The sequence below is a fragment of the Serratia sp. CY76391 genome (assembly GCF_052166695.1).
Classification (GTDB): Bacteria; Pseudomonadota; Gammaproteobacteria; order Enterobacterales; family Enterobacteriaceae; genus Serratia; species Serratia nematodiphila.
Window position 1 is genome coordinate 1,414,797 of sequence record NZ_JBJNOJ010000001.1, and the last position, 19,143, is coordinate 1,433,939.

The following is a 19,143-nucleotide window of genomic DNA, read 5'->3' on the forward strand; positions in this document are numbered from 1 at the left end:
AGCTTCTATCATGACGAAAATGAACCGCCTGGCGGCCGCGTTGATCGCCGCGCTGATCCTGCCGACCGCACAGGCCGCACAGCAGCAGGATATCGACGCCGTTATTCAGCCGCTGATGAAAAAATATGGCGTGCCGGGCATGGCGATCGCCGTGTCGGTTGACGGCAAACAGCAGATTTACCCGTATGGCGTGGCCTCGAAGCAGACCGGCAAACCGATCACCGAGCAGACGCTGTTCGAAGTGGGCTCGCTGAGCAAAACCTTCACCGCGACGCTGGCGGTCTATGCGCAGCAGCAGGGTAAGCTGTCGTTCAACGATCCGGCCAGCCGCTACCTGCCCGAGCTGCGCGGCAGCGCCTTCGACGGCGTCAGCCTGCTGAATCTGGCGACGCATACCTCCGGCCTGCCGCTGTTCGTGCCGGACGACGTGACCGACAACGCCCAACTGATGGCCTACTACCGGGCCTGGCAGCCGAAACACCCGGCGGGCAGCTACCGCGTCTATTCCAATCTCGGTATCGGCATGCTGGGCATGATTGCCGCCAAAAGCCTCGACCAGCCGTTTATTCAGGCGATGGAACAGGGGATGTTGCCGGCGTTGGGCATGAGCCACACCTACGTTCAGGTGCCGGCGGCGCAGATGGCCAACTATGCGCAGGGTTACAACAAGGACGATAAGCCGGTGCGGGTCAATCCCGGCCCGCTGGACGCAGAGTCTTACGGCATCAAGTCCAACGCTCGCGATCTGATTCGCTATCTGGACGCCAACCTGCAGCAGGTGAAGGTCGCACAGCCGTGGCGCGACGCGCTGGCCGCGACGCACGTCGGCTATTACAAGGCGGGCGCGTTCACGCAGGATCTGATGTGGGAGAACTACCCGTATCCGGTGAAACTGTCGCGTTTGATCGAGGGCAACAACGCCGGGATGATCATGAACGGCACGCCGGCTACCGCCATCACGCCGCCGCAGCCGGAATTGCGCGCCGGCTGGTATAACAAAACCGGCTCTACCGGCGGTTTCTCCACCTACGCGGTGTTCATCCCGGCGAAGAATATCGCCGTGGTGATGCTGGCCAACAAATGGTTCCCGAACGACGATCGGGTCGAGGCGGCTTACCGCATCGTGCAAGCGCTGGATAAGCGCTGATCGTGGGGGCGCCGTCGGGGCGCCCCTGTTATCGGTGCTGTCGCTCTCGCCGCTCGCGCATGAAATCGATAAAGGCGCGCAGCTTGAGCGGCAGATGCCTTCCGGCGGGAAAGTAGATGAAAAATCCCGATGCTTCGCTGGCGTAACCCGGCAGCACTTCCACCAGTTGCCCCTGCGCCAGCTCCTGCAACACCGTGCCCTGAAAACGCTGTGCGATACCCAGCCCCGCCAACGCCGCATCCTTGATCAGCCGATCTTCGTTAAAGATCAAACTGCCGCTGACGTCCAGCGCCCGCTCATCGCCGTGCCGACTGAAATACCAGGGCTCCAATTTGCCGCTGCCGGGAAAACGGTAGCGCAGGCAGTGGTGCGCGAGCAGATCGTCCGGCGTGGCCGGCGCGCCGCAACGCGCCAGATAGTCAGGCGAAGCGACCAGCACCCGGCGCTGGCCGTTATCGATCGGCACGGCGATCATGTCCTTTTGCAGCATGGCGTGCATGCGAATGCCGGCATCGAAACTGCCCAGCACCAGATCGGAAAAGCGGTCTTCGGTAAACAGCTCCAGCTGCACCTCGGGATAGCGTCGCTGAAACGCCGCCAGATGCGGCATTACCAGCAGCGAAGCGGCCAACTGCGGCAGCGTAATGCGCAGCAGGCCTGCCGGCTGTGCGCCCAGGGCGCGCACATCGTCCGCCGCCACATCGATCTGGCCCATGGCCGGCGACACCTTCTGATAGAACAACCGGCCTTCGTCGCTGAGGCGCACCGAGCGGCTGGTGCGGTGAAATAACCGCACTCCCAGCTGATTCTCCAGCGCCTGAATGTTTTGCGACACCGCCGGCGGCGTGACGCCCAGTTGGCTGGCCGCGCGGGTAAAGTTGCCCAGGCGTGCCACGGCTTCGAAATAGGGCAGCAGTTGCAGGAGTGAACTCATCTATCAATAACCTCTGCTTAATGATTCATTAAATTATGCCTTATTTTAATTTATGAAGAACGTTTTAGACTGGTTTTACTTTCCCTCAGAGAGATTAAAATCATGTCGGCAACACAACAGGCGTTAACAGAAAGGATCGCGGCGATCGATCAACAAGCGATGGCCGAAGGGCGCATCGTGGGCAGCGTGGTGCTGGTGGCGCGGCGGGGCGAAATTTGTTACGCCGGGGCAGCCGGCTATGCCGATCGCGAAGCGCGGCGGCCGATGCGGCGGGAAACGCAGTTTCGGCTGTCGTCGGTCTCCAAACCCTATACCACGCTGGCGGCGCTGCGTTTGATTGAGCAAGGCAAGCTGAGCCTGGACGATGCGGTCAGCGACTGGCTGCCGTGGTTTACCCCGGCGCTGGCGGACGGCCGGCGCCCGACGATCAAGATCCGTCATTTGCTGAGCCATACCGCCGGGCTGGACTATCGGCTGAACCAACCGCCGGCGGGCGTTTACCATCGGTTGGGGATCCAGGACGGCGTGGAGCTGTCGACGCTGACGCTGGAGCAAAACCTGCGGCTGTTGGCACAGGCGCCGTTGCTGTCGGCGCCGGGGGAGCGCTTCAATTATTCGCTGGCGATCGACGTGCTTGGCGCGGTGCTGGAGCGGGTGACAGGCATGTCGCTGCCGCAGCTGTTTGTCGAATGGGTGGCGCAGCCGCTGGGGCTTGGCAACACCGCATTCCATGCGACGGACGCCGCGAACCTGGCGACGCCGTATTACAACACCCCGCAAGGGCCACAGCGCATGTATGAAGGCCTGCGGGTGGCGCTGCCGGAGGAGATGGCGGGGGGCGAGGTGCTGTTTTCACCCGCACGGGCGCTTAACGCGGAGGCTTATCCTTCCGGCGGCGCGGGCATGGTCGGCGATGCTGACGACGTGCTGAAGCTGGTGGAAGCGCTGCGCAGCGGCGGGCAGGGCATGTTGCAGCCGGACACGGTGGCGTTGCTGCGCAGCCCGCACGTGGGCGCGCAGGCGCAAACGCAAGGGCCGGGCTGGGGCTTCGGCTTTGGCGGCGCGCTGCTGGTGGATCCAGACGCCGCGCAGACGCCGCAGCATGCCGGCACGCTGACCTGGGGCGGCGTTTACGGCCACAGCTGGTTCTTTGATCCACAGGCGCAGCTGAGCGTGGTGATACTGACCAACACCGCGTTTGAAGGCATGTGCGGCCGCTACCCGCAGCAGATCCGCGATGCGGTTTATGCGGCGTAAATAAAAAGGGCCCCGCAGGGGGCCCTTGTTAGGTTTTCAGGCGATTACTGCGCCGGTGCCGGAGCGGGTTCCGCTTCCTGCGCCGGTTCAGCGTCTTCCGCCGGGGCGCCCAGCATGGCGAACTGGCCGATGAACTCCTGCAGCGACATCTTGTTGCCGTTCAGGTCAACCTGATTGTCAGCGTAGTGGAACTTGCTCGCGATCACGCCGTCTTTCTGGGTGGTCAGCTTGAACATCTGGCCCATGGCCGCCAGGCCCTGCACTTGCTGCTGCGCCAGTTTCTGCGCGTCTTCCGCATTATAGCCCTGCAACAAGGCGGTCTTCGCGGTCACTTCGGTAGCCATCGCTTCCGGAATGGTCAGGTTGATATCCAGCTTTTTAACCGCCTGAGCGATCACTTGATCCGGCGACTGTGCCGGGGAGGCGGCCTTGCTCGGATCGGTCATCGCCAGATCCAGCGTGAAGACGCTCTCACCCTTGCTGTTTTTCCAGCTCAGCGGGGCGATGCTGAGGCTTGGGTTGCCTTTCAGCAGCAGCGGCAGGTTCTTTTGCAGCATCTCGGAGGTCTGCTGTTCGTAGACGTCCGGATCCAGGTTCTCGCCCTGCTGCAGCAGCGCCATGGTTTGGCGGTTGTAGCTGTCGGAGAAGTCTTTCAGCGCCTTGCCGTCGACGTTGTCGATTTTCAGCGTCAGTTTACCGGCACCGAAGTCGTTGCCCTGCACCTTGAGCGCGTCCATGGTGTAGTCGATCTGGCCGCCGATATTGCTGCTGCCTTGCTCGCCAAACTTGCTCACCAGATTGAAACCGTCCAACGCCACGGTATCTTTACCGTCGATCGTCAGTTTGAACTGCTTCAGCGTCATCGTCTGATCGCCGAGCTTCACGCCGAACTTGCTTTCGTTGCTGTTGCCTTTCAGGTTGAAGCCCTGGAAGGTGATCTGCTCGTTTTGGCCGAATTCGTTCGGGCTGGCGAACACGATAGTGTCGCTATTGGCGTCCAGCGCGAATTTTTTCAGATCGCGTGACACATCGGCGTCAATGGTGGCGCCGCTGAATTTCAGCGAAGATTTATCCTTCTGGTAGTCCAGCGGGATAAAGTCGATGGTGGACGCGGTATCGCCGCTGTACGAGATGCGCGAATCGGCGGTAAACAGCGATTTGCCTTTGGTGGTTTCAAACAGGCCTTTCACCGCCGGGGTGTTTTCCAGCTCGGTATGCACCGACGCCATGCTCGGCAGCAGGTTGAATTTTTTCAGCTGCGCGAACGGGAACGGACCGTGATCGATGGTTTCCAGGAACGCCACTTCTTCACCGGCTTTCAGCGCCGCATTTTCACTGGTATCCGTGCCGTCGGAACGCAGCACATAACGCACTTTACTGCTGAACAGGCCGCGCTGGTAATTTTCATAGCTCAGCTTGACGCCGGCTTTCGGCAGGTAGGCTTTCAGTTGGCCGTTGGCGTTGTCGACGACTTCGCCCATGTGCTGCTCGATCTGTTTCCCGGTGTACCAGGATGCCCCGGTCCATGCTGCGCCAAGAACGACAATGACGCTGACAGCGACTAACGATTTTTTCATAGCTCTGTTTCATCCTTTTTTTCTTATCACCCTCCGTTGCATGGGAGGGGCAAATTGGGGCCGACAAAAAACGCCCGCAGGCGTTTAATTGTGGGGGTAGCTCTCGCTTTCAGCAAGCAATTTGCTGAAATTTATCAACGGTTAGGCCAGCTGGTTATAAACCCGGGCGATGCGGCCGCTGCCGCTGACGTTGACCGGGGATTCGAACGCCCCGATAAAGCAGGATTCGCCCGGTTTGAGCGTCAGGCGTTGCCCGGATTTCTCCAGCGTCGCTTCGCCGGCGACGCAGAACACGATGGCGGCGCTTCGCTGTGCCAGCACCTGTGGTGCGGCGGTCAAATCGTGCAGTGAGAAGGCGAAATCCTCCACCGGGATCGGGAAGAACAGCTCGTTGCCGCGTTGCTCCGGTTGGGTCCGCAGGCCGGAAGCCGGTTGCGGGCGGAACTGCAGGTTGGCCAGCAGCTCGGGCACGTCGATGAATTTCGGCGTCAGGCCCGCGCGCAGCACGTTATCCGAGTTGGCCATCACCTCCAGCGCCACGCCTTTCAGGTAGGCGTGCGGCGTTTCGGCATACAGGAACATCGCCTCGCCCGGCGCGAGCTGCACCACGTTCAGCAGCAGCGGTGAGAACAGACCGCTGTCGTCCGGATAGAAGCCGGCGATAAAGCGCACGGTATCCCAGGGTTCCCCCTGCTGGTTGTTGAGCGCGGCTTTCAGCACGCCGAGCGCCAGCGATTTTTGTTCGCCACTCATCGTCAACAGGCTGGCGAACAGGGTCGCGAGATGCGCGGTGTCCGGCTGTTGCAGGAAGGCGGCGATGTCGTGGTGCGCGCCCGCGATCGGTTGCAGCAGGGAAACGATATCGGCCAGTTCGCGAAAGCCGTTCATCGCCAGGAAGGGCGTCAGGGCGAACACCAGCTCGGGCTTGTGATTGGGATCTTTATAGTTGCGTTCTGCGGCGCTCAGCGGGATGCCGGCGGCATTCTCTTTCGCGAAGCCGATCTCGGCCGCCGCTTTGCTCGGGTGGACCTGGATCGACAGCGGTTGATCGGCGCACAGCACTTTAAACAGGAACGGCAACTCGCCAAAGCGGCTGGCGACGTCAGCGCCCAGCTGTTTTGGTTGGTCTTCATCGATAAGAAAGCGCAGCGAACGCAGTTCACCGTCGGCGCCGGGCACGCGGGAAGGGCTCTTGGGATGGGCGCCCATCCACAGTTCGGCCATCGGCTGATTATCCGGGTTGGCGATGCCGTAAAGACGGGTCAGCGCATCGTGGCTGCCCCAGGCGTAATTCTGTACCGCGTTGGTCATTTTTTGCATGTCGATAAACGTCCTTAACGTCATTGTCGCACTGGATGACAATAACCTACTGATTTTATACGGTTAACTAAATCTGTGCCGACACCTATCCTACGCCCGCGTCGGCAGGAAAAATCATGGGCGCGATCAAAAAAACGCCGGATAACGTCGCGCCCGGCAACGGGGCCAAAGTATAGCGTGATAACGATCGGGGTCTCAATTGGCGCGCAGGCCTCAAGGCGACCCGGAAAACCCGCCGATCGATTATTCTTTGTCCCAGCGAAATTATTGCCGATAGCCTGGTCATTCTGCGTCATTATTTATTTTTTTAGCATGTCAAACTATGTCGGCTGAATTTATTTTTTACCGTCTGAGCCATTCCCTTAATTATTATTTTCGCGCTGCGCCGGGCTATCACACGCTGAGCTTAAACCTGCGCGTCAGACCCGTTTACCGTAACGGCCAACACGTCGATTTAACGAAACAAGAGGTCTGTTGCATGAAAAAACTGTTGTTGCTATTGGGGCTTTGCACCAGCGCAACCCAGGCGGCGGTGATTGTCGCCTATCCCTACGCGGCGCCACGCACCGTGGTGATCGCGCCGGCACCGATCGTCGTTGCTCCCGCGCCGGTCGCGGTTCCCGCCGCGATAGCGCCTGTGGCGCATCCGCTGGCACTCACTGCCGGTGCGGTGGCGACCGGGGCGTATCGGCATCATGAACGGCAGGACGCCTACGACGAGATCAATCATCTGCAGCAGCAACGGATCGATGAGCTCAATCATTTACAGGCGCAGCGCATCAATAATTTTAATTCGCGTCATCCGCGTTAATGGTTATCCAGATTTTATTCTCCAGGCTCATTCCCGGCCGTTTATTTCACCGCGGGTTAACCGGCGGAAAATAACCGCGTCGTTAATGGGTAAAAGAGATGAAACGTGCTGTGAGATAACTCTCTTAATGCGAATAGTTATTATGTCACTATACTGGGAGTGCATGCCGACGGGGGGTAGCGCGTCGGCCTAACCCTACAATTTTAGGAATTATGCTAAGGAGATCGTGATGGCAGGCGTTCGTATCGAAAAAGACTCTATGGGCCCCATCGAAGTACCGGCCGACAAGCTGTGGGGCGCGCAAACCCAGCGTTCGTTGGCGCATTTCCGTATTTCCTCCGAAAAGATGCCGACCGCGCTGATCCACGCGCTGGCGTTGACCAAGCGCGCCGCCGCGCAGGTGAACGTGGATCTGGGGCTGCTGCCGGCCGAACGGGGCGCCGCCATCATCAATGCCGCCGACGAAGTGCTGGCGGACAGACATGCCGACCAGTTCCCGTTGTCAATCTGGCAAACCGGCTCCGGCACCCAGACCAACATGAACATGAACGAAGTGTTGGCCAACCGCGCCAGCGAGCTGCTGGGCGGCGTGCGCGGTGAAGAGCGCAAGGTGCACCCGAACGATGACGTCAATAAAAGCCAGAGCTCCAACGATGTGTTTCCCACCGCGATGCACGTGGCGGCGGTGATTGCGCTGCGCGAACACCTGATCCCCGAACTGAAAGTGCTGCACAAGACGCTGAGCGACAAGGCCGAAGCCTACCGCGACATCGTCAAAATCGGCCGCACCCATCTGCAGGACGCCACGCCGCTGACTCTGGGGCAGGAGATATCCGGTTGGGCGGCGATGCTGGCGCACAATCTGAAACACATCGAGGACAGTATCCCGCACATTGCCGAGCTGGCGCTGGGCGGCACGGCGGTCGGCACCGGCCTGAACACCCATCCGGAGTACGCGGTGCGCGTCGCTAAAGCGCTGGCGGAATTGACCCATCAGCCGTTCGTCACGGCGCCGAACAAGTTCGAAGCGCTGGCGACCTGCGATGCGCTGGTGCAAGGGCATGGCGCGCTGAAAGGGCTGGCGGCTTCGCTGATGAAGATCGCCAACGACGTGCGTTGGCTGGCGTCCGGCCCGCGCTGCGGCATTGGTGAGATTTCGATCCCGGAGAACGAGCCGGGCAGCTCCATCATGCCGGGCAAGGTCAACCCGACCCAGTGCGAAGCGATGACCATGCTGTGCGCTCAGGTGCTGGGTAACGACGTAGCGGTGAACATTGGCGGCGCTTCCGGCAACTTCGAGTTGAACGTGTTCCGCCCGATGGTGATCCACAACTACCTGCAGTCGATTCGCCTGCTGGCCGACGGCATGCAGGGCTTTAACGAGCACTGCGCGGTGGGCATCGAACCAAACCGCGATCGCATCTCCCAATTGCTGAACGAATCGCTGATGCTGGTGACGGCGCTCAATACCCATATCGGTTATGACAAGGCGGCGGAAATCGCCAAGAAAGCGCACAAGGAAGGGCTGACGCTGAAAGCCGCGGCGCTGAAGCTCGGCTACCTGACCGAAGCGCAGTTCGACGAGTGGGTGCGGCCGGAAGCGATGGTCGGCAGCATGCAGAAATAATGACGTCATGCCTAAATGGGGCGCGGTTGCGCCCCGTCTTTTCAAGCCAACATCTTTAGCACCGATAACAGCGCCTGCGGCTCCGGCCGCTGGGTGTAATCGGCGTGCGCTTCGGCGTAGACAATACGGCCATCGCGGGCGATGACGAATCGCGCCGGCAGCGGCAGCGTCCAGCTGTCATCCTGGTTGAACTGCGCCAGATCGAGGCCGAGCCGCTGTTGATACAGGGCGATCAGCGCGTCCGGCAGGCGGTAACGCAGGCCGAACTGGGCCGCCAGACGGTTGCCTGTATCGCTGAGCAACGGAAAGGTGAGATCGTTATCGCGCGCGGCCTGGCGGCTATGCACCGCGCTCTGCGGTGAAATGGCCAACAGCTGCGCGCCGTACTGCGTGATGGCGGGCAATGCAGCCTGCAACGCCTGCAGATCGAGCGTACAGTAAGGGCACCAGATCCCGCGATAGAAACTGACGACCAGCGGCCCTTTTGCCAACAGTGCCGTGGAAGAGCATGGTCGGTTTTCGCTGTCCGACAGTGTAAAGCCGGGCGCGGCGTCGCCGACCTTCAGGGCGCGTTCGGCCATGCCCGACGCGATCTGCGCCTGTATAGCCTCACGCATCAGCGCGTGATCTTGCGCCGCGAGTTTGAACGGCAGTTGGTCGGCCTCGAATGCCGCTTTGAAGGCATCGAGTTTGTCTTGCAGTGTCATGCGTTCTCCTGACGGGAATGAGGGGGAGCGCTTATCTTGCCCATTCCAAAATGGCGCGTGTAGACTGCAATAAATGCTAACCATTATTCCAACAAGGAATGCCATGGGTAAATTTGCCGATTACGAAACCTATGCCTGCGTTTACGAGAGCGGCTCCTTTACCGCGGCGGCGCGGCGGCTGCACGTGGGGCAGCCGGCGGTCTCAAAAGCGGTGGCGCGGCTGGAACAGCAGCTCGGCACGCGCCTGATGCTGCGCTCGACCCACGGCCTGCAGCCGACGGATGCGGGACAGCAGCTGTATCAACGCACCCGGCGTATCCTGAACGAGCTGGCGGAGACGGAAGCGCTGGTGCAGAGCGCCGGCGAGACCCTGAGCGGCCGGTTGCAGGTCGCTTCGGCGGCGGTGTTCGCCCGCATCGTTCCCTTGCCTGATTTGACGGCGTTTATGCGCGCCAATCCACGGTTGCATGTTGATCTGCTGCTGGATGACGGCAATCTGTCGCTGATTGAAGAAGGCATCGATATTGCCCTGCGTGTTGGCGAGTTGGAGGATTCCGGTTTTACCGCCCGCAAGCTGGGTGAGGTAAAGCAATGCGTGATCGGCACGCCCGGCTATTTTGCCGCTGCCGGTATGCCGCAGCGGCCGGAAGATCTGCTGCAGCACGAGATGGTGATTTACCATCGCCGTGGCGGCGGCGAGCAGTGGCGCTTCAGCCGCGGAGAAGAGCAGCGCGCGCTGCGGTTGCCGGGCCGCATGCGGGTTAACGCGGCGGAGTGCGTGCGCGAGTTGGTGCTGGCGGGCTTTGGCACCACCGTCGCCAGCGAAGGCCTGTTTCGCAGCGAGCTGCAAAGCGGGGCGGCGATCGCGGTATTAGCGGACTGGCAACTGCCGCCGCTGGCGCTGTGGGCGGTGTTCCCCGGCGGCCATTTCGTTTCGGCCAAGGCGCGGGCCTTTGCCGATTTTGTCCAAACTGCGCTATGCAGGGAGCCGTGATATGTCGCGCGCACAACGTTTACTCGATCTGATGCAGCTGCTGCGCAACCACCGTTATCCGGTGGCGGGCCATGCGCTGGCGCAGACGCTGGGCATCAGCATGCGCACCCTGTACCGCGATATCGCCACGCTGCAGCAGCAGGGGGCGGAAATCGCCGGTGAGGCGGGCGTCGGCTATGTGCTGCGCCCCGGCTTTATGCTGCCGCCGCTGATGTTCTCGCCGGCGGAGACAGAAGCGCTGGTGCTGGGGATGCGCTGGGTCAGCCGCCGCGGCGACAGCCAACTGGCGAGCGCGGCGGGCCAGGCTCTGGCCAAGATCGCCGCGGTGCTGCCGCCGGCGCTGCGGGAGGAGCTGGAGGCCAATACGCTGCTTATCGCGCCGGTTCAGGCACCGCCGGTGGCGGATGAGATGCGGGTGCTGATCCGTGACACCATCCGCTGCGAGCGCAAACTGCATATCGACTACCTCGATCTGGCGGGGCAGCGCAGCGAACGCCTGCTGTGGCCCTTTGCGCTGGGTTTTTTCGATCAGTTTCAGATGTTGGTCGCCTGGTGCGAGCTGCGTCAGGCCTTTCGCCATTTTCGTCTCGATCGCATTCAGGCTGCCACGCCGCTTGCACAGCGCTATCCGCGTGGCCGACGGCGGCTGCTGAAAGAGTGGCGCCTCAGCGAGGGCATTGCGGAGCAATAGCGGCACGCTGCTGCCATAAACTGTCAGTCGCGCGCCTTAGTCTGTGCCTATCGGGAACCGGCCGGTTCCCATCACCCAAAGGACAGACCAATGACTCTTCCCAGCATGACCCTGCTTTATGTCGACAACCCGCTCAACAGCGCCGCCTTTTATCAACGCCTGCTGGGGCAGGCGCCGGTGGAGCTTTCGCCCGGCTTTGCCCTGTTCGTGCTCAACAACGGCTTCAAGCTGGGGATGTGGGCCAAACAGGGGGTAAAACCCGCCGCCACGCTGACCGGCGGCGGCGGTGAACTGGGCTTCTTGTGCCAGGATCCGCAAGAGGTTGAGGCGCGCTATAACCAGTGGCGCGAACTCGGGCTGACTATCGAGCAAACGCCGACCGAGATGGAGTTCGGTTACACCTTCGTAGCGCGAGATCCGGACGGCCATCGCCTGCGGGTGTATGCCCTCAGCGAGTAGCGTCGTCGGTATACAGGTGCAGACGCGGCACCAGCAGCCGCAGCGGCCTGGCGTCGGGTTTGTAACGGTGTTTCACCGCCTCGGCGTCGTAGTTGAGCAGTTCGCCGATCTTCGGCACCGCGGCGCCGCTTTCAACCTGACACAGGGCGATCAGCGGCAGCGGGCAGGGGTGCTGCACCTGTTTTTGCTGCTGCTGATACCACACCCGGGCGATCGGCTGCACTTTTACCGGCCGTTTGATCTTCAGCGTCGCCTGCTGCGGCAGCCGGCTGACGTCGTCTATTTCGCGGCTGACCAGGGCGGCCCACTGTTCACGGCTGTGCGGCGGCACCGCGCGGCCGGCTTTCAGGCTTTTCTCCAGCTGCGCCAGAATGTCGTCCCGCTTGACGTTTTTGATGATGTGCTTGTTGGCCCAGCCGAAGCGCACGGAGTCGGGATTGGTCAGGGCGGTGAGGCTGCGATAGGCGCTGAGGGTAATCAGCCCGTGCAGATGGGTGTGCACGAACTCGAAACGCTGCTCCGGCGCCAGGCCGGAATCGACGGTGATAATCTGTTCCAGTTCACCCTTCAGGCGGTTTATCAGCGCCAGCTGCGTTTGCAGCGCCTGATACTCCGGTTGCTCCACCGCCAGACAGATGACGCCGGGCAGGCGCACGGCGGCCTTGCTGCTGACATTCTCCCGGTTGTGGTGAATGAACAGCCGCTGATAATGCTCCAGCGCCAGATCGCGCGCCGCTTGCCCCACATGCTGCTCGACCGCGATATGCGAAATGGCCTGATGTTCCTGGCCTTTTTCAACCTCCGGCAGGCTGAACACCCGCGCCGCCAGCAACCGCAGCGGGGCGATCTGCTGCTGCAACGCGCCGAGCGCCTGCTCCAGCTCGTTAAAGCAGGCGTTCATTCGGCCAATCACATCGTATCTGCTCATCGCACACTCCCATATTAGTTACAACATACTATAGAAGAGTGGCCGACTGGGGGCAACATCAGCAAACGAAGAGGAAGCGGCTTCACTGGCCACCCGGCTTATCAGCGAAAAATACGCCAGAGGGCCTTCTACAGCAGGGCGCGAAATAGACTTTACATTGGTATGGGTTTGATTCATTGATGGATTTTTTCTGTTGGTTGATATTTTGTTTGATCCATTTCCCGTTTGCCGTTGTCCAATCGCTGGAACAAACAGAATGGCAGGACGCTATGAGCCCCTCGGGTTATCTTTTCTTCTGTCATTAACGGGTGCTTTAAACGGAGGTTTACTGTGGATATTAAACAGAAAGTCAAAAACATGACGCTGGAAGAGAAGATCGGGCAAAAAATCATGCTGGATTTTCGCTACTGGGATCAGAACGGTAGCAGCAATCAGGATATGACCGTTCCCGATGCAGCCATTGGCAAGCTGATCACCGATAACCACATCGGTGGGGTGATCCTGTTTGCCAATAATCTGAAAGACAAGCAGCAGATCAAAACGTTGACGGCCTGGTATGCCGCGCTGAAAACCCACGCGGGCGTTCGTTTGTTTATTGGCACGGATAACGAAGGCGGTAACGTTTTCCGGCTGCCGCGCGGCGACTACGCCTCATTCCCCGGCAATATGGCGCTGGCGGCGGCGATCGAGGGCGGTGCGGATAAACAGCTCGCCGTTGAACAGGGCAAACTGATGGCCCAGGATATGCGCGCGTTGCATATCAATACCAACTTTGCCCCGGTCGTGGACGTCAACACCAACCCGTTCAACCCGGTGATTAACGTTCGCGCCTTCAGCGATGATAAGAACACCGTTGCCCGCCTGGCGGAAAACATGGTGGCGGGCATGAAACAGCAGGGGCTTATCACCGCGTACAAACACTTCCCCGGCCATGGCAGCACCTCCACCGACTCGCATACCGGTTTGCCGCGCGTCGATCGTACGTGGGAAGAAGCTTTTGCCATTGATATCGCCCCTTATAAACAGGCCATCGATCGCTGCGCGGCGCCGGATATGGTTATGACTGCGCATATTCAGTACCCCGCACTGGATAACAGCCAGATCGACACCCGCAACGGTGAAAAAATCACGGTGCCGGCCACCATGTCGCGCGAAATCCAGACCCAGATCCTGCGCAATGAGCTGGGCTATGCCGGCGTAACGATTTCAGACGCGCTGGATATGGGCGCGATTGCCGAGCATTTCAGCCAGCAAGCGGCGGCTGAAAACGTCTTTACCGCCGGGGTGGATATTGCTCTGATGCCTGTCAGCATCGCCTCGCCGGCGCAGGCGAGCCTGCTGCCCGAGCTTATCCGCTACATTGCGCAGCGGGTGAAAACCGGGCATCTCAGCGAGGCCGATATTGATGCCTCTGTCGAGCGCATTTTGCGCCTCAAATTGCGCCATCACCTGATGGGCCATAGCGATAAACCCTGTTCCCACGACGTTTCGTCCTCCGCGCATCAGCTGGAGAAACGGATTGCCGATCGTTCCATTACCGTGGTTATCAACCGTCAATGTCTGCTGCCGTTAAAGGACAAAGCGCTGCGCTACTTTATTCTGACTCCGTGGGGCGAGCAGGCCAAAGGCATTGCGAACGTGATGGCGCAGGAGGGCTACCAGAACGTCGTGGCCGCGAAGGAAACGGAACTGAGCGACGCCCAGGTCAGGGAACATATTGCCGGCTGCGACGTGTTCTTGCTTGGAACCCTCTCAACCCGCTTTACGCCTGCCGAGCAGGATGGGGTCGTGATCTCCGCAACCGGGGCAGCCAATGACAGCAGCCCTTACCCGGGCTGGCTGAAATACGCCGCCGAGCAGGGGAAAAAACGCGTTCACCTCTCATTGCGCGCGCCTTACGATATCGTGAACTATGCCGCAGACGTGGATGCGGCTGTCGCCACCTATTCTTACTACGGGTATGACAGCGGCGTATGGCGTGGCCCTTCGATGATATCGCTGGCGCAGGTGCTGACGGGGAAAATCAGACCGCACGGAAAACTGCCGGTTAATACCTGGCATGACTACGATGAGCAAACCAATACCGGCAAGGTGGCGTTCCCTCGCGGGACGGGGCTGAGCTGGTGATGGGATAAGGTGAGGCGTCGTCTGAGAAGGGCGGCGCCGGTCGCTGGATGGCGTTGATAAAGCGGGCGGTTTCTTGCTCCGCACGCCGCGACATGGGATAACCGTCACTCAGGGAAGGAGAACATTTATGCCGACAGGCGCAACAAAACTAGGCGGATGGCTGTTGATGGCCGCCATGCTGGGCGTGAGCGGATGCGCCAAACCCCCTGAGCCGGAAAAGCCTCCGCAGCCTGTACCGCCGGCAACGCCGATGCGGGGCATCTGGCTGGCCACGGTCATTGGATTGGACTGGCCGCCGGCGGCCTCGCTGAAAGCGGAATCCACGCAAGAGCGGGTGCGTCTGCAGAAGCAGGGGCTGACGGACGCGCTGGACGACATAGTGAAAACCGGGATTAACACGGTGTATTTTCAGGTTAAACCGGACGGCACGGCCCTGTGGCGTTCTGACATCTTGCCCTGGTCGGAGGTATTGACCGGCACCGTGGGCCAGGATCCCGGTTATGATCCGCTGGCCTTTATGCTGACAGAAGCGCACCGACGCGGCATCAAAGTGCATGCCTGGCTGAACCCTTATCGGGTTTCCATGAATACCCGACAGCAAACGATTGATGCACTCAATCATACGCTGCAGTCGCCGCCGGCCAGCGTCTATGCGCTACATCCCGACTGGATACGCACCGCCAGCGATCGCTTCGTGCTCGATCCCGGCCTGCCCGAGGTGCGCAACTGGATCACCGGCGTGGTGGCTGAAGTCGTCAAAAACTACGATGTCGACGGCATTCAGTTTGACGATTATTTCTATTATGAAACGCCGCAATCGCCGCTGGATGATGAAAAGACGTATCGCGCATACGGCAAAGGGTTTGCAGACAAGGCCGACTGGCGAAGAGGCAACACGCTGCAATTGATAAAACAGGTTTCCGCCACCGTCAAAGCACTGAAGCCCGCGGTCGCGTTTGGCGTCAGCCCGGCGGGCGTATGGCGAAACAAAGCGGACGATCCTGCCGGTTCGGCGACGCGGGCCGGCGCGCCGTCGTACGATACGGCCTATGCCGATACGCGCCAGTGGGTCAAACTGGGGCTGCTCGACTATATCGCACCGCAGCTGTACTGGCCTTTCGAGCGCGAAATTGTTCGCTACGACGTGCTGGCCAACTGGTGGGCCGAGGTGGTGAAAGACACGCCGGTTCGGCTCTATGCCGGGGTGGCGCTGTATAAAGTGGGCACGCCATCGGCCAGCGAGCCGGCCTGGACCGTCGACGGCGGCGTCCCCGAGCTGAAAAGGCAGTTGGATCTCAACGAGAGCCTGCCGGGGATGGGGGGAACCATCCTGTTCCGGCAACGTTATCTGACCGAGCCGCAAACGGACAAGGCGGTGGAGCACCTGCGCACCCGCTGGAAAACCGGTCAATAATCACGGGCTCTGGCATGACGAGCCGCGGCTAACCACCGCGGCTTTTTCCATTCACAGGCGCGCCGCTTCCGGCAGCCGTTTCAGGTAATGCACCACCAGCAGCGCCAGCAATAGCATCAGGCTGATAAACGCCGCCACGCCATTCCAGCCGAAGCTGTGCCAGAACACGCCGCCCAGGGTGCCGGCCACGCTGGAGCCGACGTAATAGCAGAACAGATACAGCGACGACGCCTGGCCTTTGGCGCGGCGCGCACGGCGGCCGATCCAGCTGCTGGCCACTGAGTGGGCGGCGAAGAAACCGGCGGTGAACAGCATCATGCCGATAAAGATCGCCGGCACCTGCGGCAGCGCGGTAATCAGGATCCCGATCAGCATAATCACGATCGACGCCAGCAGCACCGGGCCACGCCCGAAGCGTGAGGTGAGCGCCCCGGCCTTGGGCGAACTGTAGGAGCCGGTGAGGTACACCACCGACAGCAGGCCGACGATCGCCTGGCTCAGGTGATAAGGATCCGCCAGCAGGCGATAACCGATGTAGTTGAACAGGGTGACGAAGCTGCCCATCAGCAGAAAGCCTTCCGCGAACAGCAGCGGCAGCCCCTTATCGTGCCAATGCAGTTTGAAGTTGATCAGCAGCGTGCGCGGGCGCAGCGAGCTGGCGCGAAAATGCCGCGAAGCGGGCAGGATGCGCCAGAACATGCAGGCGGCGGCGAGGGCGAACAGGCCGATGACGCCAAGCGAGACCCGCCAGGAGAAGAAGTCGGTCAGCACCCCGGTCACCAGGCGGCCGCTCATGCCGCCGATCGAGTTGCCGCTGATATACAGCCCCATCGAGAAGGCGACGAAGCTTGGGTGGATCTCTTCGCTGAGGTAGGTCATGCCGACCGCTGCGACGCCGCTCAGCGACAGGCCGATCAATGCGCGCATCAGTAAAATGCCGTGCCAGCTGGTCATAAAGGCGCAAATCAGCGTGCAAACCGCCGCCAGCAGCAGCGCCACCACCATCACCGACTTGCGGCCGATGGCGTCGGACAACGGCCCGGTGAACATCAGGCCGATCGCCAGCAGGCCGGTGGAGACCGAGAGCGACAGGCTGCTTTCCGCCGGCGAGACGCCGAAGTCTTGCGACAGCACCGGCAGGATCGGCTGCACGCAGTAGAGCAGCGCGAAGGTCGCCAGCCCGGCGGAAAACAGCGCCAGCGTGACGCGCATAAACTGCGGTGTGCCGCGTTCGATATAGGGGAGTTTATTGTTGAGGGTGGAGCGTTTTACTTTTGGCGCAGCGGCCGCGTCATCATTGGCGGCCAGCGTCGACGGCATCACGGCCGCAGAACGCACAGGGGTTGTCACAGCGTTTCCTTACCGAACTTCGGGGAGATAAACAGACATTTTGCAGATAACAAAATGATAGGGAGCGGCGAATTTTTTGTCTAATATATTAATAATTACAATTAAGACTTTTTAAATATGAATATCGAGTTGAGACACCTGCGTTACTTTATCGCCGTGGCCGAAGAGCTGCATTTTGGCCGCGCCGCCGAGCGGTTGCGCATCTCCCAGCCGCCGCTCAGCCAGCAAATTCAGGCGCTGGAAGAGATGGTCGGCGCGCGGCTGCTGGCGCGCAACAACCGCAACGTCAGTTTGACCCAGGCCGGGGAGATGTTTCTTAAAGAAGCCTATCAGGTGCTCGATCAGGTCGGGCGCGCGGCGGAAAAGGCGGCGCGCCTGGATCGCGGCGAACTGGGGGAAATGACCATCGGCTTTACCTCTTCCGCGCCCTTTATCGGCGTGGTGGCGCGCAGCCTGCGCGCTTTCCGCCAGCATTCTCCGCAGGTGCACATCAAGATGCGCGAAATCAACACCAAACAGCAGATCGAACCGCTGCTGAACGGTGAGCTGGATCTGGGGGTGATGCGCAACACGCGGCTGCCGGAAGCGCTGCACTATCAGCTGTTGCTGCGCGAACCGCTGGTGGCGGTGGTGCCGGAAGGGCATCCGCTGGCGGAAACGCCCGGCGGCGCGCTGCGTTTTCAACACCTGGCGCAGGAGCCGTTCGTGTTCTTCTCGCGCGAAGTGGGCACCGCGCTGTATGACGAAATACTGCTGTTGCTCGGCAAGGCCGGCATCACTCCGTATATCACCCAGGAAGTGGGGGAAGCGATGACTATCATCGGGCTGGTCTCCGCCGGGTTGGGAGTTTCGATTCTGCCGGCGTCTTTCGCCCGGGTGCGGGTGGACGGCGTGCGCTATTTGCCGCTGGCGGAGCCGGACGCCACCACCGAAGTGTGGCTGGTGCACCACCGCCGGCGGCCGTTGACCGCGGCGGCGCAGTCGCTGATGGCGTTGATGCTGAAATGACGTTGAGCTTGGGCAAATAAAAATCAATTCACGCTGAAATTGCGAGGAATTTGTGCAGCAAATCACATAACGAATCAAATAGTTGACGCTGTATGACAAAAGCCCCACCATAACCCCTAGTCTTTATTTAGAAGCGCGAAAAATAGTAGGAGCCGGTTTGTGATTGCGGTTGGGCAGCCTGGGCATATCGATCAAATCAAACAGACCAATGCGGGGGCGGTTTATCGGCTAATCGATCAACTGGGTCCGATTTCGCGCATCGAACTGTCAAAACGCGCGCAGCTGGCGCCCGCCAGCATCACCAAGATCGTGCGCGAGCTGCTGGAAGCTCATCTGGTCAAGGAAACCGAGTACCAGGAAATCGGCAGTCGGGGCCGCCCGGCGGTGGGGCTGGTGCTGGACACCGAGGCCTGGCATTACCTGTCCGCCCGCATCAGCCGCGGCAGCATCACGCTGGCGCTGCGCGATCTCAGTAGCAAGCTGGTGGTGGAGGAGCAGCTGCCGCTGGCGGCCGAACATCCCGAACCGCTGCTGAAGCGCATCCTGACCGAAGTCGATCAGTTCTTTATCCGCCACCAAAGCAAGCTGGAACGGCTGACGGCGATCGCCATTACGCTGCCGGGCATGATCGACGTCCAGTCCGGCGTGGTGCACCGCATGCCGTTTTACGACGTGCTGGAGATGCCGCTCGGCCCGGCGCTGGAAACCCGCACCGGCCTGCCGGTTTACCTGCAGCACGACATCAGCGCCTGGACCATGGCCGAGGCGCTGTACGGCGCCTCGGCCATGGTC

At 60.7% G+C, this 19,143-nt stretch carries 17 protein-coding genes; 11 read left to right on the forward strand and 6 right to left on the reverse strand.

Annotation, left to right across the window (positions count from 1 at the left end):
* The first annotated feature begins 10 nt into the window (after positions 1-10).
* The gene (blaSRT, locus tag ACJ8PN_RS07160; RefSeq protein ID WP_442534749.1) at positions 11-1,147 is read left to right on the forward strand and encodes an SRT/SST family class C beta-lactamase; all 1,137 of its coding nucleotides are present in this window, start codon (positions 11-13) and stop codon (positions 1,145-1,147) included.
* A 28-nt stretch (positions 1,148-1,175) separates the two neighbouring features.
* Here the strand turns inward: blaSRT and ACJ8PN_RS07165 are convergent, their stop codons facing one another.
* Positions 1,176-2,081 carry a LysR family transcriptional regulator gene (locus ACJ8PN_RS07165; RefSeq protein ID WP_442534750.1) on the reverse strand — a complete coding sequence of 302 codons (906 nt, stop codon included), beginning with the start codon at positions 2,079-2,081 and terminating at the stop codon, positions 1,176-1,178.
* Between the two features lie 102 nt (positions 2,082-2,183).
* Here ACJ8PN_RS07165 and ACJ8PN_RS07170 point away from each other — a divergent pair, with 102 nt between their 5' ends.
* Positions 2,184-3,338 carry a serine hydrolase domain-containing protein gene (locus ACJ8PN_RS07170; protein ID WP_442534751.1) on the forward strand — a complete coding sequence of 385 codons (1,155 nt, stop codon included), beginning with the start codon at positions 2,184-2,186 and terminating at the stop codon, positions 3,336-3,338.
* A gap of 44 nt (positions 3,339-3,382) precedes the next feature.
* On the opposite strand, the gene ACJ8PN_RS07175 is transcribed toward ACJ8PN_RS07170, so the two are convergent.
* Positions 3,383-4,915: a YdgA family protein gene (locus ACJ8PN_RS07175; protein ID WP_044031320.1), complete on the reverse strand. Its 1,533-nt coding sequence runs from the start codon at positions 4,913-4,915 to the stop codon at positions 3,383-3,385.
* Between the two features lie 141 nt (positions 4,916-5,056).
* A complete protein-coding gene (manA, locus tag ACJ8PN_RS07180) occupies positions 5,057-6,235 on the reverse strand; it encodes a mannose-6-phosphate isomerase (protein ID WP_411261304.1) in 1,179 nt (392 codons plus the stop codon).
* A gap of 478 nt (positions 6,236-6,713) precedes the next feature.
* Between manA and ACJ8PN_RS07185 the strand changes: the two genes are divergently transcribed.
* Both ACJ8PN_RS07185 and fumC read left to right on the forward strand, forming a co-directional pair.
* The gene (locus ACJ8PN_RS07185) at positions 6,714-7,046 is read left to right on the forward strand and encodes a hypothetical protein (RefSeq protein WP_171455062.1); all 333 of its coding nucleotides are present in this window, start codon (positions 6,714-6,716) and stop codon (positions 7,044-7,046) included.
* Between the two features lie 229 nt (positions 7,047-7,275).
* Complete coding sequence (gene fumC / locus ACJ8PN_RS07190) at positions 7,276-8,673, forward strand: class II fumarate hydratase (RefSeq protein ID WP_171453942.1); 1,398 nt, start codon at positions 7,276-7,278, stop codon at positions 8,671-8,673.
* A 41-nt stretch (positions 8,674-8,714) separates the two neighbouring features.
* Here fumC and ACJ8PN_RS07195 read toward each other — a convergent pair whose 3' ends face one another.
* Positions 8,715-9,380, reverse strand: coding sequence for a peroxiredoxin-like family protein (locus tag ACJ8PN_RS07195; RefSeq protein ID WP_442534752.1), 666 nt, complete (start codon positions 9,378-9,380; stop codon positions 8,715-8,717).
* Positions 9,381-9,483: 103 nt separating this feature from the next.
* On the opposite strand from ACJ8PN_RS07195, the gene ACJ8PN_RS07200 reads away from it, so the two are divergent.
* The 3 genes from ACJ8PN_RS07200 to ACJ8PN_RS07210 all read left to right on the forward strand — a co-directional run bounded on the left by ACJ8PN_RS07200 (position 9,484) and on the right by ACJ8PN_RS07210 (position 11,524).
* Positions 9,484-10,374 (forward strand): LysR family transcriptional regulator, encoded by an 891-nt coding sequence (locus ACJ8PN_RS07200; protein WP_442534753.1) that lies wholly within the window; start codon positions 9,484-9,486, stop codon positions 10,372-10,374.
* Position 10,375: 1 nt separating this feature from the next.
* On the forward strand, positions 10,376-11,065 hold the full coding sequence (locus ACJ8PN_RS07205; protein ID WP_015377773.1) for a helix-turn-helix transcriptional regulator: 690 nt from the start codon (positions 10,376-10,378) through the stop codon (positions 11,063-11,065).
* Positions 11,066-11,155: 90 nt separating this feature from the next.
* Positions 11,156-11,524: a VOC family protein gene (locus ACJ8PN_RS07210; RefSeq protein ID WP_004938508.1), complete on the forward strand. Its 369-nt coding sequence runs from the start codon at positions 11,156-11,158 to the stop codon at positions 11,522-11,524.
* Here ACJ8PN_RS07210 and tus read toward each other — a convergent pair.
* Positions 11,514-12,452: a DNA replication terminus site-binding protein gene (gene tus, locus ACJ8PN_RS07215; RefSeq protein ID WP_351107840.1), complete on the reverse strand. Its 939-nt coding sequence runs from the start codon at positions 12,450-12,452 to the stop codon at positions 11,514-11,516. The genes ACJ8PN_RS07210 and tus overlap by 11 nt on opposite strands.
* Before the next feature lie 330 nt (positions 12,453-12,782).
* On the opposite strand from tus, the gene ACJ8PN_RS07220 reads away from it, so the two are divergent.
* Complete coding sequence (locus tag ACJ8PN_RS07220) at positions 12,783-14,579, forward strand: glycoside hydrolase family 3 protein (protein ID WP_351107843.1); 1,797 nt, start codon at positions 12,783-12,785, stop codon at positions 14,577-14,579.
* Positions 14,580-14,706: 127 nt separating this feature from the next.
* Positions 14,707-15,993, forward strand: coding sequence for a glycoside hydrolase family 10 protein (locus tag ACJ8PN_RS07225; protein WP_442534754.1), 1,287 nt, complete (start codon positions 14,707-14,709; stop codon positions 15,991-15,993).
* Between the two features lie 51 nt (positions 15,994-16,044).
* Here ACJ8PN_RS07225 and ACJ8PN_RS07230 read toward each other — a convergent pair whose 3' ends face one another.
* Positions 16,045-17,313, reverse strand: a complete 1,269-nt coding sequence (locus ACJ8PN_RS07230; RefSeq protein ID WP_031300458.1) for an MFS transporter — start codon at positions 17,311-17,313, stop codon at positions 16,045-16,047.
* Between the two features lie 147 nt (positions 17,314-17,460).
* On the opposite strand from ACJ8PN_RS07230, the gene ACJ8PN_RS07235 reads away from it, so the two are divergent.
* Positions 17,461-18,351, forward strand: coding sequence for a LysR substrate-binding domain-containing protein (locus ACJ8PN_RS07235; RefSeq protein WP_048323308.1), 891 nt, complete (start codon positions 17,461-17,463; stop codon positions 18,349-18,351).
* 159 nt (positions 18,352-18,510) lie between these two features.
* Positions 18,511-19,143: ROK family protein (locus ACJ8PN_RS07240; RefSeq protein WP_442534755.1), on the forward strand; the 633-nt coding region annotated here is incomplete at its 3' end.